The organism is Candidatus Nitrosopumilus sp. (assembly GCF_965263415.1).
Classification (GTDB): Archaea; Thermoproteota; Nitrososphaeria; order Nitrososphaerales; family Nitrosopumilaceae; genus Nitrosopumilus.
On the sequence record NZ_OZ253671.1, the window covers coordinates 1,325,113 to 1,341,522 of the forward strand.

General features: G+C 34.2%; 26 protein-coding genes. 8 read left to right on the top strand and 18 right to left on the bottom strand.

The features are described 5' to 3' along the window. Positions 1-142: 142 nt before the first annotated feature. Together ACQY22_RS08505 and ACQY22_RS08510 are read left to right on the top strand one after the other, a co-directional pair. Positions 143-631, top strand: coding sequence for a DUF4352 domain-containing protein (locus ACQY22_RS08505; protein ID WP_428324263.1), 489 nt, complete (start codon positions 143-145; stop codon positions 629-631). A 101-nt stretch (positions 632-732) separates the two neighbouring features. Then, positions 733-1,137 carry a hypothetical protein gene (locus tag ACQY22_RS08510; protein ID WP_428324264.1) on the top strand — a complete coding sequence of 135 codons (405 nt, stop codon included), beginning with the start codon at positions 733-735 and terminating at the stop codon, positions 1,135-1,137. 82 nt (positions 1,138-1,219) lie between these two features. On the opposite strand, the gene ACQY22_RS08515 is transcribed toward ACQY22_RS08510, so the two are convergent. The 11 genes from ACQY22_RS08515 to ACQY22_RS08565 form a co-directional block, all read right to left on the bottom strand. After that, on the bottom strand, positions 1,220-1,624 hold the full coding sequence (locus ACQY22_RS08515; RefSeq protein ID WP_428324265.1) for a PPOX class F420-dependent oxidoreductase: 405 nt from the start codon (positions 1,622-1,624) through the stop codon (positions 1,220-1,222). Next, on the bottom strand, positions 1,617-1,937 hold the full coding sequence (locus ACQY22_RS08520) for a hypothetical protein (RefSeq protein WP_428324266.1): 321 nt from the start codon (positions 1,935-1,937) through the stop codon (positions 1,617-1,619). The genes ACQY22_RS08515 and ACQY22_RS08520 overlap by 8 nt, the downstream gene beginning before the upstream one ends. Positions 1,938-1,974: 37 nt before the next feature. Next, positions 1,975-2,478 carry a helix-turn-helix domain-containing protein gene (locus ACQY22_RS08525; protein ID WP_428324267.1) on the bottom strand — a complete coding sequence of 168 codons (504 nt, stop codon included), beginning with the start codon at positions 2,476-2,478 and terminating at the stop codon, positions 1,975-1,977. A gap of 348 nt (positions 2,479-2,826) precedes the next feature. Further along, the gene (gene purC, locus ACQY22_RS08530) at positions 2,827-3,651 is read right to left on the bottom strand and encodes a phosphoribosylaminoimidazolesuccinocarboxamide synthase (protein ID WP_428324268.1); all 825 of its coding nucleotides are present in this window, start codon (positions 3,649-3,651) and stop codon (positions 2,827-2,829) included. Positions 3,652-3,684: 33 nt separating this feature from the next. Next, positions 3,685-4,071: a hypothetical protein gene (locus ACQY22_RS08535; RefSeq protein WP_428324269.1), complete on the bottom strand. Its 387-nt coding sequence runs from the start codon at positions 4,069-4,071 to the stop codon at positions 3,685-3,687. 34 nt (positions 4,072-4,105) lie between these two features. Next, positions 4,106-4,384 (bottom strand): DUF427 domain-containing protein, encoded by a 279-nt coding sequence (locus ACQY22_RS08540; protein ID WP_428324270.1) that lies wholly within the window; start codon positions 4,382-4,384, stop codon positions 4,106-4,108. 2 nt (positions 4,385-4,386) lie between these two features. After that, positions 4,387-5,856, bottom strand: coding sequence for an amidophosphoribosyltransferase (locus tag ACQY22_RS08545; protein WP_428324271.1), 1,470 nt, complete (start codon positions 5,854-5,856; stop codon positions 4,387-4,389). Further along, positions 5,849-8,014 carry a phosphoribosylformylglycinamidine synthase subunit PurL gene (purL, locus tag ACQY22_RS08550; protein ID WP_428324272.1) on the bottom strand — a complete coding sequence of 722 codons (2,166 nt, stop codon included), beginning with the start codon at positions 8,012-8,014 and terminating at the stop codon, positions 5,849-5,851. Before purL ends, ACQY22_RS08545 begins: the two co-directional genes overlap by 8 nt. After that, a complete protein-coding gene (gene purQ, locus ACQY22_RS08555) occupies positions 8,011-8,691 on the bottom strand; it encodes a phosphoribosylformylglycinamidine synthase subunit PurQ (protein ID WP_428325541.1) in 681 nt (226 codons plus the stop codon). The genes purL and purQ overlap by 4 nt, the downstream gene beginning before the upstream one ends. Positions 8,692-8,987: 296 nt before the next feature. After that, the gene (gene purS, locus ACQY22_RS08560) at positions 8,988-9,248 is read right to left on the bottom strand and encodes a phosphoribosylformylglycinamidine synthase subunit PurS (RefSeq protein ID WP_012215160.1); all 261 of its coding nucleotides are present in this window, start codon (positions 9,246-9,248) and stop codon (positions 8,988-8,990) included. Positions 9,249-9,395: 147 nt separating this feature from the next. Continuing rightward, positions 9,396-9,770: a hypothetical protein gene (locus ACQY22_RS08565; protein ID WP_428324273.1), complete on the bottom strand. Its 375-nt coding sequence runs from the start codon at positions 9,768-9,770 to the stop codon at positions 9,396-9,398. Between the two features lie 317 nt (positions 9,771-10,087). Between ACQY22_RS08565 and ACQY22_RS08570 the strand changes: the two genes are divergently transcribed. From ACQY22_RS08570 to ACQY22_RS08580, 3 genes are read left to right on the top strand one after another with little or no spacing between them, the layout of a single operon-like run. Continuing rightward, positions 10,088-10,552, top strand: coding sequence for a hypothetical protein (locus tag ACQY22_RS08570; protein WP_428324274.1), 465 nt, complete (start codon positions 10,088-10,090; stop codon positions 10,550-10,552). Between the two features lie 27 nt (positions 10,553-10,579). Beyond that, entirely contained in the window at positions 10,580-11,371 is a 792-nt protein-coding gene (gene tatC, locus ACQY22_RS08575; protein WP_428324275.1) for a twin-arginine translocase subunit TatC, read from the top strand. Between the two features lie 28 nt (positions 11,372-11,399). Continuing rightward, positions 11,400-11,606, top strand: a complete 207-nt coding sequence (locus ACQY22_RS08580; RefSeq protein WP_012215156.1) for a Sec-independent protein translocase subunit TatA/TatB — start codon at positions 11,400-11,402, stop codon at positions 11,604-11,606. Here ACQY22_RS08580 and ACQY22_RS08585 read toward each other — a convergent pair. The 3 genes from ACQY22_RS08585 to ACQY22_RS08595 are packed head-to-tail and all read right to left on the bottom strand — an operon-like array spanning position 11,603 to position 12,797. Continuing rightward, positions 11,603-12,031, bottom strand: coding sequence for an SRPBCC family protein (locus ACQY22_RS08585; protein WP_428324276.1), 429 nt, complete (start codon positions 12,029-12,031; stop codon positions 11,603-11,605). The two genes, ACQY22_RS08580 and ACQY22_RS08585, sit on opposite strands and share 4 nt — an antisense overlap. Positions 12,032-12,038: 7 nt before the next feature. After that, positions 12,039-12,596, bottom strand: a complete 558-nt coding sequence (locus ACQY22_RS08590) for a UbiX family flavin prenyltransferase (protein ID WP_428324277.1) — start codon at positions 12,594-12,596, stop codon at positions 12,039-12,041. Between the two features lie 57 nt (positions 12,597-12,653). Further along, positions 12,654-12,797, bottom strand: a complete 144-nt coding sequence (locus tag ACQY22_RS08595; protein ID WP_428325560.1) for a hypothetical protein — start codon at positions 12,795-12,797, stop codon at positions 12,654-12,656. A 97-nt stretch (positions 12,798-12,894) separates the two neighbouring features. Between ACQY22_RS08595 and ACQY22_RS08600 the strand changes: the two genes are divergently transcribed. Both ACQY22_RS08600 and ACQY22_RS08605 read left to right on the top strand, forming a co-directional pair. Beyond that, a complete protein-coding gene (locus ACQY22_RS08600; RefSeq protein WP_428324278.1) occupies positions 12,895-13,986 on the top strand; it encodes a formate--phosphoribosylaminoimidazolecarboxamide ligase family protein in 1,092 nt (363 codons plus the stop codon). A gap of 440 nt (positions 13,987-14,426) precedes the next feature. Beyond that, positions 14,427-14,687 carry a hypothetical protein gene (locus ACQY22_RS08605; RefSeq protein WP_428324279.1) on the top strand — a complete coding sequence of 87 codons (261 nt, stop codon included), beginning with the start codon at positions 14,427-14,429 and terminating at the stop codon, positions 14,685-14,687. Here ACQY22_RS08605 and ACQY22_RS08610 read toward each other — a convergent pair. After that, positions 14,684-14,932, bottom strand: a complete 249-nt coding sequence (locus ACQY22_RS08610; protein ID WP_428324280.1) for a hypothetical protein — start codon at positions 14,930-14,932, stop codon at positions 14,684-14,686. The two genes, ACQY22_RS08605 and ACQY22_RS08610, sit on opposite strands and share 4 nt — an antisense overlap. Positions 14,933-15,084: 152 nt before the next feature. Continuing rightward, positions 15,085-15,477, bottom strand: coding sequence for a hypothetical protein (locus ACQY22_RS08615; protein WP_428324281.1), 393 nt, complete (start codon positions 15,475-15,477; stop codon positions 15,085-15,087). Positions 15,478-15,512: 35 nt separating this feature from the next. Between ACQY22_RS08615 and ACQY22_RS08620 the strand changes: the two genes are divergently transcribed. Continuing rightward, a complete protein-coding gene (locus ACQY22_RS08620) occupies positions 15,513-15,698 on the top strand; it encodes a hypothetical protein (protein WP_428324282.1) in 186 nt (61 codons plus the stop codon). A gap of 7 nt (positions 15,699-15,705) precedes the next feature. Here ACQY22_RS08620 and ACQY22_RS08625 read toward each other — a convergent pair whose 3' ends face one another. Both ACQY22_RS08625 and ACQY22_RS08630 read right to left on the bottom strand, forming a co-directional pair. Then, on the bottom strand, positions 15,706-15,924 hold the full coding sequence (locus tag ACQY22_RS08625; RefSeq protein ID WP_428324283.1) for a hypothetical protein: 219 nt from the start codon (positions 15,922-15,924) through the stop codon (positions 15,706-15,708). A gap of 40 nt (positions 15,925-15,964) precedes the next feature. Beyond that, entirely contained in the window at positions 15,965-16,399 is a 435-nt protein-coding gene (locus ACQY22_RS08630) for a bifunctional nuclease family protein (protein WP_428325542.1), read from the bottom strand. Between the last annotated feature and the right edge of the window lie 11 nt (positions 16,400-16,410).

Sequence of the window (16,410 nt, forward strand, 5' to 3'; positions counted from 1 at the left end):
GCCACTTTTGGGAATTTAACCTTTGCTAATTCCCAATTTTGGGCATTACATTGGAATTACATATTTTGACGCAATATAGGCACAAAATACACACGACTTTGAGAAACTATGCAACTATATATCAAAAAAACCACTGGCTTTTGTGGCAGGATTAGGCGTAGTAATAGTAATTGGAGCAATACTTGTCTCAATGGGAGCTGCAATGTACACGTACACACAATATCAGACTAATTTTATTGAGACTTATGCAGGGGAAATAGTCACAGTAGGTCCAGTTGAGTATGTAATAACATTTGAAGGAACACATGAAGGCGATAAAGAAAAACAACCAGAAAATACATTTGTGATGATCGGAATTACTGCAAAAAACATAGGAAGTGAAGAAAGAACATTACTGTCAGGCGGACAATTTTACATAGTTGATGAGAAAGAACAAAAACATGAAGCAGTTTATGGGGAATTTTCTTCAAAAGATCTTCTTTTAGAGTGGTTAGAACCTAACAAACCAGTAGAAAAGACAACACAATTTGATATTCCATTTGATGAAGATAAAACGTACAAGATAATCATCAGACCACAAAAAGAACAATCAACAGTGGACACTGCATTAATTTGCATAACAAATTGTTGATCGGAAAAATAAAAATCAAAAATAATTGTCAAGTTTTTCTATAGTTTACGTAATATTGTGTGACTTTTACCATATAACACACATCATTTTTGAAAAAAATCATGGCAATATCTAAAGCCAAAAGAGCTGAAGCAGCAAAGAAAGCAGCAAGAACTCGTAAGAGAAATGCCGCAAAGAAAGCAGCTGAAGCAGCAAAGAAAGCAGCAGCTCGTAAGAGAAAGGCAGCACGTGCAAGAAATGCAGCTAAGAAAGCAGCACCAAAGAGACGTACTGCAGCTAAACGTAAAGCAGCTCCAAAAAGGAAAACTGCAGCTAAACGTAAAGCAGCTCCAAAGAGAAAAACTGCAGCTAAAAGAAAAGCAGCTCCAAAGAGAAAGGCAGCTACTAAACGTAGAGCCGCTCCAAAGAGAAAAACTGCAGCTAAAAGAAAAGCAGCTCCAAAGAGAAAGGCAGCTACTAAACGTAGAGCCGCTCCAAAGAGAAAGGCAGCTAAACGTCGACGTTAAGCTGTCTATGCTAACTTTTTTATGATTAACATTTCTTGAGTAATTATATTTCTAAATTCGAATTTAGAAACAATCTAAATTGTCACTCTGACATTTTTAATTCTGGCAAAACAAAAATTTTGTTTGGTTTTATTTTTAGAATAATTCTTTTCTCATCATCACGTTTGAAAGGATAATGTTCACGGTCCATGTATTGTTGTGTTAATTTGTCTGCATGTTTATAGTCATAATCAGGAATTAATTCTTCAACCACCCCACGAATTGTTGTCATGTCAAGTGGGTTATCTTTTGAAACTACAGAAACTGCAACTCTAGGATCACGTAAAACATTTTTGTGTTTTATTCGTCCTTCAGCAGTGTTTACCAAAACAAACCCATCTTCAAAGTTTGCCCAAACAGGTGAAACTTGTGGAGAACCATCTTTCATGATAGTTGCAATATATACAAGATTTTTTTCAGAAAATAATTTTACAGCTTTTTCATCCATGAATTTCATTTCTCCATATTGTTGAAAGTTGTTCAATTTTTGTAATAATTTCAAGTGCTTTTTGATTATCTTTTTCTTGCATTGCAACTGAAAACTCATATCCAAGTCGGATCGCTTCAGGAGAAAGATCTTTTATTGATTCAAGATCTTTACCTTCAATCTTTATCCTCTCACCAATTGCACACATTTTCCAGTTATCAGACATATCTTGATGTTCTTGATCAAGTTCATCTTGAACATGATGACGCCAATTTGTAAGCGTCATCTTTTCTACGAGGTCTTCAGTTTTCTGGCTGTAAAACACACGTACCATACAAGAATTTCTTGCAAGAAATACTTAGGTGTAACGATTATTTTTTACCAGAATTTTCAAGCACATTTGTCATGGCACGATTCATGATCTCCATAACCAAATACTGAGAATATTCTTCAGATTTTTTGCCTTTTGATTTTCCGGTTTTTGGAGTTAGTCCTTTAAGGACTTTTTCAATTTTTGCAGATGTGTTATCTATGATTTTTGAATATTTTGATTCAAAATCTTCAGGAGTTTCAAAATCAAGTAGTTTTGTAGATGTACTGTAAAATTTTGTTATGGCTCCACGAGATTCTTCAATCTTTACAATTTCAATCAGTCCAGATTCTTTTAGAATTTCTAAATGATGACGAATTGTGGTTAATGCTTTTTTGACTCCAGATTTTTTCAAGGCAGTTGTAATCTGATCAGCTGAGAGAGCTTGACGATATAATATCTCAACAATTTTTGCACGGGCAGGGTCTTCAATTGCTCGAGCGTGTTCAATACTTGTCGTAACAATACGATTAACTTTGATTTGCTTTTCTAATAACGTAGACATACTGAGTTTACGTTTGTTTCTGATCTAAAAGATCCTTGTATCATATTTTTTTGTCTAATCGCATCAATTTTTTTTTACTTTTAAAAAAATCATAGTGGTACTAAATTCATCAGTATTACTATGATAATTATTGTAATGCAATCAACAAAAGTTAAACCACTATAATGTATATTGTATCGGATAAAGAATTATTGTAACGGTCTTAAATTTTTTGTAAAATACCAAAAAACAGGGGATCAGGGAAGATATGTTGGAAAATACGTTTTTGGGACGTAATTTTAGATATTTGCAAAAATAGAATTCGAGTTGAAAGTTAACTAATAGTCAACATTGAATACAAAGATGCACTTACAGTGATTTACCAGAGATTTTTTCATATGCAGTGACATAACGTTCGGTCATTTTAGAAATAATCTCAGTTGGTATTTCAGGAGGCATTGGCTCTTGCCCATTATCTCTAGCATCATCAAACTGCTTTTGATATCCATTTGCAGTCAACCAATCACGCAAAAGTTGTTTATCATATGCTTCTTGGATTTTACCAACCTCAAAGGAATCTTTTGGCCATAAACGATACTCATCAGGGCCAATAGAGTCACCCAAAGTAATCTTACCATCTAAAACTCCAAATTCTAATTTCAAATCAGCCAAAATAAAATCAACATCATCAGCAGTTTTGGCCATCTTTTTGTAAATTTCAATTGAAGTTTTTTCTAACCAATTGTATTGTTCTTCAGAAACTAGTTTCATTTCAATTGCCTTTGTTTTGTCAATAGGGATATCGTGTTCAGATTTTGTTGTAGGATCAAATATAGGCTCAGGAAGTTTTGCAGCTAGTGCAGTATCAGTTCCCTCAGGAATTTTGACTTCACCTTTTTTCCATCTACTTACCAAACTACCATAAAAATAGCCACGAACTACACATTCTATTGGAAGCATATTCATTTTCTTTACAAGAATTTCAGTTTCAGATTCACGTTTTATGAAATGATTTGGAACATCTAGTTCATTGAACCAAAATTCAGCAAATTTACACAAGACCTCTCCTTTTCTAGGTATGTCTTGTTTGAATTTTACATCATATGCTGAAACTCTATCAGAGAATTTGAAGAGAAGTGTAGTGTCATCAACGTCATAAAGATCCTTTACTTTTCCACTAGTAAGAAATTCCAAGCAAAAATACTGAAATTTTAGAGAATTTAACTGCTAAGACCCCATCATACCTACCATTTTTGGCATTTCTCGATAGGCCTTGTTTACAAATATGTCATTATCCGCACTAATCATCACAAATTCCATGGAATTTTCAGGAGGAGGGGAGACGATAATCTTTTGCCCCACAGAAAGAGTTTGGATATCCAAGATATCACCATCTCCAAAATTGATGTGAAGATTTGTTATTGGTTTTGCACCAAGATTTTGTATGGTGACTCTTCCCATGGTAAACATTCCTTGTTCATCTAAAAGTGGATCTACAAAAATTTCATAATCTTGAGTGGTTACAGAAAACTTGAAAAAATCTGCACCAAAAACCATGCCAATTGTTACAATCACCCCAACACCAATACAAAGTAATGCTGTGTACTGTTTCACAAAATCTCTATAGGAATTCTAATAATTAAATTGGTTACTTTACTTCAACGCCATTCCAAAATGCAACCATGCCTTTGATTTTCATAGCAGCGTCATTTGGTTCTGCATAATACCATGCACAATCTTTGTTGGTTTTACCATTGACTGTTACAGAATAATAGTTTGCCATTCCCTTCCAACCACAAAAACTAGTCATGTCAGTTTTCTCAAAGTATTCTTTTTTGATTGAATTAATTGGAAAATAATGATTACCTTCAACAACAACAGTGGCATCACTTTCAGCAATTACAATATCATTCCAAATTGCTTGCATAATTAACTTGCTTCTCCTTTGATTTCTTCTCTACTCTTAAACTCTGGAGTAATGCCAAGAGAATCGTAATTTCCAGATGCACAAGTAAAACACATAGAATCAGCAGGAATGCCTACTGCTGCTGCAAGATTTTCAGCATCATTGTATCCTAAAAAGTCAGCACCAATATCCTTTCTTACCATGTCAATGGTTTCTTCATCATTCAGGTCTTTTCCATTAGAAAATGTTGCAAGTTCTTCTTGAGATGGGAAATCAATTCCAGCATAACATGGAAATTTGATTGGAGGATATGTAATTACCATACTAATTTTTCTTGCACCAGCTCGTCGTAGTGCTTTAATGATAGCTTTGGAGCTTGTACCTCTAACTAGGCTGTCATCAATTACAACAACATGTTGTCCATCAATGATTTCTTTAATTGGAATAATCCAACGATTAATCTCTACTCTGTCTGTCTGATGAGGTTCAATGAAGCTTCGTAGTGGTCCTTTCTTACTATATCGGTCTTTGAGTAATCCTTCATCAAAAGATACACCAAGTTCTTGTGCATATCCTAATGCAGCAGGTCTTGCCGAATCAGGTACAGGAATAACCAAATCAGCATCTTTGATTGGGAATTTTTTTGCAAGGTATCGACCAATATTTTTTCTTGCAACATAGATGTTAGTTCCTTCCATGTTGCTAGTTGGATGAGCAAAGTAAGTAAATTCAAAAGAACAATGTGCACGTTTAGGCTCATCAGAAAACATTTCAGTGGCAATGCCATCTTTGCTCATTCGGATGAGTTCGCCAGGAGTTACATTTCGTTGCATCTTAGCTCCAACTGCAGAAACTGCAGAAGATTCTGAAGCAACAATGTAGGTATCATCAGATTCTTTGTGACCCAAAACCATTGGACGAAATCCTTTAGGATCACGTGCAGCAAAGACAGAATTATCATCAGAGATAAAAGTAAAACAATACGAGCCAACCATCTCATTTTTGAGAACTGACAGTGCTTTTCCCATTTGGCCATTTTCAGAAATTAATGAAACAAGTCTTTGAGCAGCAACCAAAGTATCACTGGCATTTTGAGGAGTAAATGAACATCCACCCACCAAGTTTGATAATTCTTGGACATTAGCAATTGTTCCGTTATGAGCAACACAAAGATCCTTTACTTTGAGAGGCTGTGCATTTTCTAAGGAACTTCTACCCATAGTAGAATATCTTACGTGCCCAATCACACATGGCGAAGAGTATTCTTCTGCAATTGATTTGAATTCAGATGATGCAGCAGACACAAGACCTAATCTTTTGAGAGGAGGTTTGTTTGGAATCGCAAGACCCCATGCTTCTTGACCTCGATGTTGTAAAGCACGTAATGCATCAATTGCCATCGGGATTACATTCGCACCACTTAGACTATAGATACCAATAACACCACAATTTTCTTTTGGCTTGTCATCAAGAATATGCTGAGGTTTATCCATGTAGTACCAAATCCTTTAACGAATTTAACCAAGTTTTTTGCGCTTTATCAACTCTTAGATCAATGATTGATTTTTTGCCCTTTGTAAATTGAATTTTTTCTCCTCCAAATTTACCTATAATGCTAAATGTTGTCTTGTTCTTTTTGAGGATTTTTTCAACTTGTGAGAGATTTTTCTTATCAAATGTCAAAAGATAACGAGAGTGACTTTCTGAAAACAAGATTCTGTCTGCATCTAATTTTTTGGCAGGAACATTATTCAAATCAACTTTACATCCAATCTGATTATTCATAGATAATTCAGATACTGCAACTGCCAATCCTCCTTTAGAGCAATCATGTACAGATTTCAAAAGTTTCTTTGGAATTATTTCTAAAACAGATTTCATATTCTTTTTTGATTCTATAAAATCAACTGCAGGGCATCTTCCTCCAATGAATTTGAGAACATATTCAAAGTATTCTGAACCTCCAAGTTCATCTTTAGTTTCTCCAACAATTATCAGGTAATCGTCATTATTGATTCTTTGAGGAATTTGTGGAGTTTTGTCAATTAGACCAATGACACCAATTAAGGGAGTAGGCTTGATAGGACCATTTGGAGTTTCATTATATAGGCTCACTTTTCCTCCAACACATGGAATTTTGAAGTCTTTTGCAAAGTCAGTTAATCCTTTTAGAGATTCTAAAAATGTCCAAAATATTTCGGGGTCTTTTGGATTACCAAATTGAAGATGGTCTAACATTCCAATTGGTTTTGCACCAGTACAGACAACATTTCTGCATGCTTCCTCAAAACATCCAATTGCACCTTCTCTTGGATTAATGTAACATTGTTTTGGATTACCATCTATTTTGATTGAAAGGAATTTTCCATTATCTAATCTCAGCACCGATGCATCTCTACCAGGTTTTACTACAGTTCTAATTCCAACCTCATGATCATATTGTCCATATACCCAAATCTTGCTTGCAATGTTTGGTGATGAAAGTAGTTTCATCATAGTTTTAGAATAGTCTGAAATTGGTTTGAGTTTCTTTTCTTTTTCAAGATTCTTTAGATATGCAGGCTCTTTTGAAGGCAAATCAAGCAATGTTGCATTTGCAACAACATCAGTTGGAAGATGTGCAAATGTTTTTTTGCCTTTTTTGACATGCATTTGATTATCAGATTTAACAGTACCAATAACAGAACAGCCAATTCTGAATTTCTTGCAGATTTCTTGTAGTTTTTTAAATTTAATTTTACTAGTTACAATTAACATTCTTTCTTGAGATTCTGAAACCATAATCTCATCAGGATGCATGTCAGACTCTCTTGTGTGTACCTTGTCTACATCCATCTCAATTCCTATCTCCAATGCATCAGCAGTTTCAGAAATTGCACAGGACAATCCACCACCACCCAAGTCTTTCATTGCATGGATGAGTTTTTCATTTCTTGCCTCCAAGATTGCTTCAATAATTAATTTTTCAATAAATGGATCAGGAATTTGAACAGCAGAGCGGTCTTCAGATTCTAGTGAATCAGATGCAAATTGAGAACCTCCAATTCCATCTCTGCCTGTAGAGCCACCCATCAATACAACAATGTCACCTTTTTTGGCATGGTTTTTGATCAAATTCTCTTTTTTACCAAAGCCAACAGCAGCAACATCGACTAGTGCATAATTTTCATAACATTCATCAAATTCAACCTCACCACCAATTGTTGGAATTCCCAAACAGTTTCCATAATCAGCAATTCCAGTAACAGCATTTTTGAACAACCATCTTGCTTGTTGGTCCTTTTCAATATCTCCAAATCTCAACCCATCAAAGATTGCAATGGGTCTTGTTCCAGCAGATAAGATGTCACGAATTACACCACCAACACCAGTTGCAGCTCCACCATATGGTTCTACAGCTGAAGGATGATTGTGACTTTCAATGTGAGCAGTAACAACATAGCCACCGCCAACATCCAAAACACCAGAATCATATCCTTTCTCAGTAATAACAAGAGGGCCTTTCATTGGCAGCATTTTGAGGTGTCTTTTTGATGATTTGTAAGAACAGTGTTCAGACCATTCTGCTGCAATAATTTGTAATTCAGTAGAAGTGGGTTCTCTTCCAATTTTAGATTTTAATTCAGTTAGTTCTTGAGGTTCCAAACTCAATTGCTTACACCCATTTTAGATAATAGAGATTCGAAAATTAAAGAAGATGGTTTGTTATCAATTGGATTAATTTCTGATTCAACTGCTCGTTCAGGATGAGGCATCATGCCAACAACATTTCCATCTTCATTGCAAACGCCTGCTATTCTGTTTGAAGACCCATTTACCACTTCATCATATCTAAACACAATTTGATTTTTCTTCTTTAGTTCTTTTAGAGTGTCATCATCAACATAGTATCTTCCTTCACCATTTGCGATAGGAATTGGAATTTTTTGTCGTAGTTTGAACTGATTTGTAAACGGAGTCTTGTTGTTCTCTACAACGAGATTTGTCCATTCACACATAAAGTTAAGAGATTCATTTTTGAGCAAAACACCTGGCAAGAGACCAGATTCAACTAGAATTTGAAATCCATTACAAACGCCTAAAACAGGGATTCCTTTTTTTGCCATTTTTTGAACATCTTTGATAATAGGACTATGGGCAGCAATTACTCCAGCGCGAAGTCTATCACCATAAGAAAATCCACCTGGAAGAATTACAGCATCTATGTTTTTTGGTAGAGACTTTTCATGCCAATAGTATTGAGCATCAAGATTAAAGACGTCAGTTAAAACATGGTACATGTCACGATCACAATTACTACCAGGAAAAACTACAACTCCAACTTTCACAATTACAATTAGATCTCGCAATATTTAATTTGAGTCTAGTCAGAAAAAATTATTAGTAGAAATACAATCGTGATCGCATGACTCATGTACGAGACATTATGCAAAAAATGTCATTACTATCAACCACAACAAAATCGCGTACGATGCAGTAATAATTCTAAAATAAAAAGAGATCAGTTTTTTGGCAATGGTTGAAAATGAAAAATTAGGAGCCATCAATTAAACAAACTTGGCAGAATTTTTCGCAGTAAATTTTTGATTAATGGAATGTCAGATAACATAGATTCTGAAAAATCCTAGGCATCAAAAACATCAATTGTGACTTTACTTACCATTGGATTATAGATACGCAAGTCATCACAAATTTCTTGAACTTTAGATTGAGCAGTTTTTTTGTCCTTTTCCTTGATTGTGAATTTTAGCATTTTGGCAGTTTTGATTTTTGATACAGTTTTGTGAGTTCCTTTTAGAACTAGATCATTTAGTATAGTATCACCTTCAGGATCACTAATTCCAGGCTTGTTTTCAATGGTTACATGAACATTGTATGTTGCCATAATAATTTGCAGAATTGAGTGGAGGTTAATCTATCTTCCGAATAATTTTGTGCTTTTATACTTATTTTGAAATAATCAGTAAAGTTTCCGATTCTGAGGACTTGTGTTGTGCAGATATTACCCAGCCCAGAATCGGTTACTTTGAATTCAATTGTTTTTTACAAATTCAGTATATTTTCGATATAATCCAGATACATAATGAGGATTTTCAATGATGAGTTGTTGTTTTTTCAAATCTTCTTTTGATTGAAACATCTCCTTTTCAATTATTCCTTGGTTGTCTAGAGTAATGCATAGATCTTGCCATGCAAAAACTTCAGATATGTTTCGATTAGCAGTTGCATGATAGACGTACAACAAACGAAGTTTGTTGCATTCATCTTGAGTCATGGTTTTTCCCAAAACACAATCTCTTTTCAAAGACTGAAAGTATACCAATCCATTAGCAGTCAAAACATAATCAAAGAGTTTTGGATAATCATCAATAACTATTGGATAAAGAGGATTTTTTTGTTCTGCCATACTTAATCAAGATTAGGAATAGTAAATGAACAATTACATTGTTGCAACTATGCCTTGTATTTTTTTAATCCTTCACTTAGAACCAAATTCAAAACATGTGAAAAACTGACTGAGTTTGATGATGTTCTGATCATCTTTGCTTGAATATTGCGTAGTTTTTCAGAATACTCAGTTTTCAGTACAACAGTGATTCGATCTCCCAACGTACACTATGCTTGTTTTTCATATAAAAGAGGGGCGATGAATTGCCATAATTAGAAATTAGTCATAGTCAGGCAATATTGGAATTTATATCAGATGAATTTTGATAAATCAATATGCCAAGATCAAGATATTGGAAAATTACAGCAGATGAAATGGAAGGTTTTAGCTATAATGAAAAGAATTTGTTAAATTGGGAGATAAAATGTATCAGAGAACCAGAAGATGAAGCACATTTTATCGGAGTTTTCATGTATAGAAATGGAACAGCATTTGACTATGAGTCAGTTAAAGGAGTTTGTTATTTTCACAATAATATAGATAGAAAAGAACTTCCTGAAATTACCAGTTTCCTTCAAGGAAAGTTTGGAGGTAAAGAGATGGAGAAAGGAGAAAGGATTTTCTTAAAGGATTCACAGGAAATCTATTCAAGTAAAGATCTTACAAATCTAGCAAAAGAGATGGAATCTAAATTCAACACAAAGGCCATAATTTCATTAGAATTTGAGGGGGTCTCCATAGAACAACTCAAAGAAGAGGGATTGCCTGAAGCAAAACTATTGCCAATTCCCGGCAAATAGATATAGCTTAATGCGCAATGAGAACCGATGTCAGAGTTGGATGGTATCAACCAACATTTTGAAGAATTAAGAAAAAGACTACTTAGAATTGTCTTAGTAATTGGTATCATTACAGGATTCATTCTGACATTTCATGCTGAACCAATTCAAGTTGGCCAAACCACATTATACTATCCAACACCTGAGCCGTTAAACAACATTGCAGCACAAATTACCAACCACATGAAAGAGAATCTCGTACCAGAGGATGTTCAATTAATTCAAACAGCTCCAGGTCAAGCATTCTTTGCACAAGTCTACATTGCAGCACTTGTTGGAATTGTAGTTGGCATGCCAGTAATTGTCAAGGAATTAGTAGGATTCATCAAACCAGCTCTTAAAGAAAATGAAATTAATGTTAGTCGAAGCATTACAATTCCTTCATTAGGATTGTTTATTGCAGGATGTGCATTTTCGTATAATCTAGTAATTCCATACATCTTAGAATTTTTGTACAGATATGGTGAATCTGCAGGATTGGTCACATTTCTTAATGTAATAGAATTTGTTACATTTGTGCTACAATTTTTGTTAGCATTTGGGTTTTCATTTCAACTTCCTCTTGTAATGTATGCAATATCTGCATCAGGCATGGTTGATGCGGATTTTTGGCGAAAAAATATCAGATATGCAATTGTCATAATTGTGATCTTTGGTGCAGTTATTACTCCTGATGGCAGTGGTGTTACTATGTGGTTTATTGCAGGACCAATGATTGCATTGTACGTTACAGGCATGACGCTCATTGAGCGTAAAGAACGTAAAAAGTTGAACACTTAAATCCGAATTTAGTTAAAGACACACAGAAATGTTTGGAATGAATTTAGCCAATTTCATTGCAGGTCAAGAATGGATTTTCATTATTGTTATTGCAGTAGTGTTGATTTTTGGCGCGAAAAAAATTCCAGAACTTGCAAAGACCTTTGGTAAAGCAAAAGGCGAATTTGAGAAAGGCAAAATTGAAGGCGAAAAAGAACTAAAAGACTTCAAAGATAAAGAAGCAAAATCAGATTAATTTTCAGTGATTTTAATAAAATTATCTAGTATTTCTTCGTAATTTTCTTGGTATCGATTTTTAGAAAACATACCACCAAATTTCATCTTTCCTTTTAGTTTCAAATCCACATCAACTAGGATTTTCGTGCCTTGAGGAGTTTCAATGAATTGTTCTTGAATGTGAGAGCCCTTTGCATCACCTCCAATGATAAAGACATCATGAAGTACAGGTTCATCAGTAACATGTTTTGCCATTACCACCAATTCGTCATCTCCCAAAATCAAATGCTCTTCAACTACTGCAATATTATCTCGGATAGAACGTATTCGTATTGATGGAAAAAATTTAGGAGATATTTTTTGATAGTTTTCAAAATCTGAAAAAACTTTGTAAACAGTATCTCTATTAGCAGTACTAATTTTTTCAAAAGAGAATTGTGGCAATTGTAATTTAAGAAGAACCCCATCTAGGGTATAAATTATGTTCAATGTCGAATTGGTCCAAGCATTTTCCAACACCGTGATTCACAATATCATCAATGGATTGAGGTTTGGTGTAAAATTCAGTTACAGGAGGTAAAATGACAATACCCAATCTTGAAAGTTTCAACATGTTTTCCAAATGAATTGCAGACAATGGAGTTTCTCTTACCATTAGAATTAATTTTCTAGATTCTTTGATTGTAACTCCAGCTGCACGTGCAACCAAAGTATCATCATATCCATTTGCAATTGCAGCCAATGTTTTCATACTACAGGGTGCAACAATCATTCCGTCAATTCTATGAGTACCACTAGAAACACTTGCAGCCATGTTCTGTTCATCAGAGATTTCAGTTGCAAGAGATTTTACATAATCAACAGTAAATTCAGTCTCCATTGGAATGCATTTTGCACCCCATTCAGACATTATCAAATGAGTCTCAATGTTTAATTTTTTTAGAGTCTCAAGCATTCGGATTCCATAAATTACTCCAGTACTGCCTGTAATTCCAATAATTAGTTTCAATAAAGATCATTACAATACAGAGTATTTTATGTATTAGATGAAATGGTATCCTTAGCACTAGATAGAAGACTCGTCATTTTTGAAAGATGCCTCAAACTCTTTTCTCTCTCGTCTTCGTTTTATCCAAAGACTGATTCCTCCAACAGCCATAGCAGTTAGTAGTATTACCCCTGCCATCTGTAATTCAAAATGATACAGCACAACCATGTTCAAACGACAATTCAGAAAAATCTTGTGATTCTAGTCGATCCTAAAAAATGAAAATTAGCTATATTAGATCCTAGTTTCAAGGAATCATGTGATTAAGAGTTCTGAGATCAAGAAAATTGTTAATGAGTACTCAGATGTAAAAATAGGCGTTCTTGGAAGTCATTCTGCACTTGAGATTATGGATGGTGCAAAAGATGAGGATTTTCAAACCAGAGTATTTTGTCAAAAAGGCAGAGAAGGTCCATATCAGAGATTCAACAGAATAGCCGATGAGATTACAGTATTAGATAAATTCAAAGAGATGGCTTCAGCCAAAATCCAAAAGGAGTTAAGAGATTCAAATACGATTATTGTCCCACACCGTTCCCTTACAGTTTATCTAGGATACAAGACAATTGAGAATTCTTTCAAAGTGCCTATTTTTGGAAATAGGAAATTATTCCAAGCTGAAGAGAGAACTGCAAAGAAAGGACAATATTATTTGTTAGAAAAAGCCAGAATCAAATATCCAAAATTATTCAAAGATCCTAAAAGAATCAACAAACCTTGTATTGTTAAAGTACAAGAAAAGAACAGACCACTAGAGAGAGCATTTTTTACAGTATCATCTTACAAAGATTATGTTGTAAAATCTGAAGAGAAAATCAAACAAGGAGTAATTGCAAGAAAAGACCTAGAAAAAGCAAGTATTGAAGAGTTGGCAATTGGCACATACATGAATTTTAATTTCTTCCACACCCCAATTTCAGACCAAGTTGACTTTATTGGAATTGAGAGGAGACTACAAACAAACCTCATGGACTTTAATGCTCTACCTGCAAAACAACAACTCGACATTGATGTAGATTTACAAAATATTGAAGTTGGTCACACCCCTGCAAGCATCAGAGAATCATTATTAGAAAAGGTCCTCAAAATGGGAGACAAATTTGTAAAAGCAGTCAAGAAAGAATATGCTCCAGGAATTATCGGACCATTTTCACTTCAAAGTGTTATTACAAAAGATTTGGAGCTGATTGTGTATGACGTATCATTACGTGTTCCAGGAAATCCAATTGTTGCAACAACTAGTCCTTATACAAAATACCAGTACGGACAAACATTTGGTGTTGGTAGAAGAATTGCAATGGAGATTAAACGTGCACAAGAAGAAGATAGACTAGATGAAATAGTCACATAGAAAAATTTTCGAGCAACAAACAATTTTTAGAAATTAAAAAGGCGCACCCCCTAATTGCAGAACTATGAGAGATTCCCTCTCGTGGTCAAACATCATAATGTTTGAGTGCCTTTATCGTTCTGCGGGGCTACGCAGTTTATTCGTTAGATTTTGTAACTAACGACATCAATTCATATAGGAATTTTTAGTATTTAACATTTAGTATGAAAAATTATAAGAATGATCTAAAAATATTGTAAAATTTTAGAAACATAGATCAATAAACAAAAACATATTTTCAAAACATTCCATTTGATTTTGTTAATTGGTTAGATTGGAAATACATTGAATACCATTCATTCTAACTTTGGGTGATTAAAACGGTTTGACACTCAAAATGGAATTGCTGATGCCAATTAACAATACAAACTCTTTATTCATCAAATCAAAATCATCACAATATGGGAAAAACAATCTTTGTCAAAGAGATAATCACGATTCTAAAAGAGCCTAAACTGTGCCCCACATGTGAGAAAGAAGACAGGTTAGAAAAAGACATCATCAGAGAAGAAAGATCAGATGGGAAAACAATTCTCTGTACTCGTTGTGAGGCACTAGTTGTTGTAACAAATTTGAATCTCAGAAATGTTGAACTATCCTCAAGAAAAGATGATACCATTATGCTCAAAGAGCCTCATTTGATTAGAAAAGTAGCATACTAGTCATCAGGTTTTGATAGTAGTTCTTCAATTATATATCTTCGAACATTTGCAATCTCCCAATCTCTAAGATTAGCAAGTTTGCATTCTTCTTTAATTACCAATCCTACCAATCCATCACTCCACATGTGGCGTTTTGGATCATAAACTTGAATAATTCTTCCATGTTTTTTTATCCGTATTCCACCATGACATCTCTCAATTACTTGTAATGCAACTTTTTTGTAGAGTTTTTCAAAATTGGCCATGTTTTCAAAAAGATTGCTTGTATCAAAAAGGTTCTGATGCATGAATGATAATATACTATTAGAAATCATTACAATTTGCTGATGATTAACCGACAACTAAGCTAATCACTGAATGATGATGAGTTTGCCGAATTATGAAGCAGAAACTATAATCATGTACTTCTATTTTCAACATTTACAATCATAGAAAGTGGAGGAGACAAAGCTTCAGGGTTGTCAATGCTTTCCCAAACAAAAACTTGGATATGGAAAGTTCCAGTCTCAGTTGGAATCCATGACTGGGCAGGAGAAAATGACTGACGAGGAGACAAAGAACCAGTCAACCAAGATAATGAAATTACAACTTCTTGATCATTTCTGACTTGGGTCAAATATGCAAAGTTTTGAGAGACGTCTTGATTATTGGAAATATCGGCCATAATCATTATTTGTTCATCAACATAGTGGATTTTTTCTCCAGATGGAATTGTAGTAGAGATGGGTTCAGCAAAAGCAAACCCGCTAGTCATAGTAAGTAAAAGTGCAAAAAATACTGCAATCTTCATAACGAGTATTAGTAGGCACAATATTTAATCTAGCTATGGGAGAACTTCCTGAAAAATTTCCAGAGTATTCTATAATGTATAAAACAATTTCAAATCAAATCAACGTTTTACAAAAACAAAAAGAAAAGTCACAAGACAATACAGAATTAGATTCAAAAATTAAAAAATATCAAGAAGAGTTAGAAAAGATAAAGAAAATGTTTCCAGATAATTTTTTTTAAAAATTAGTTATTCATGATGATGATCATGACCACAATCACATTGATGTTCTCCACCATTTGCAGCCATTAATTTTTGAACCATCTCATCTCGGATTTTTAACAAATCACCAACTTGTTGTTTGTGAGAGTCAGATTCCCAATTTCCTTGTTGTAATTCTCTTACAACATCAATAATTTCAAGATCTACATTTAGCAGATTATCCATTAATTGCTCCTGTTCATTCATGATAAACCACAATCATACTAGGAGAAAAACTGTTCTAATTTCAGGTTTCAGCTTCCATACTTTCCTTTAACAAGGACTTTCGTACAAGAATTGGAATATTATAGTATGCAGCAAGTGCCATGGCATCAGACGCACGATAGTTTCTCAAAACAAGGTCTTTTTTACCTGTAAAGTACAAATTTGCTCGCAAAACCTCGCCACTTTCATAGATTTTGACTTTGACAAGAACTAATTCATTTTCTTCACAAATGTCTTCAATCATTTTGTAAATAGAAGGAGCAGATTCACCGCTGGGATCATCACCAAAACTTGAGATGTGTTTTGCAACTTCGCCAGAAAAGGCTCTCATGTGAAACTCTTTCCCATTATCAGACTTTAGAATGACCATGCCTTCAACAGCATAAGGATCGACAAATCCAACATAATCAATTTTTACCGATTCATAATCAGGCTCTTGTGCTTGATTGATATCCATTGTACGCATAA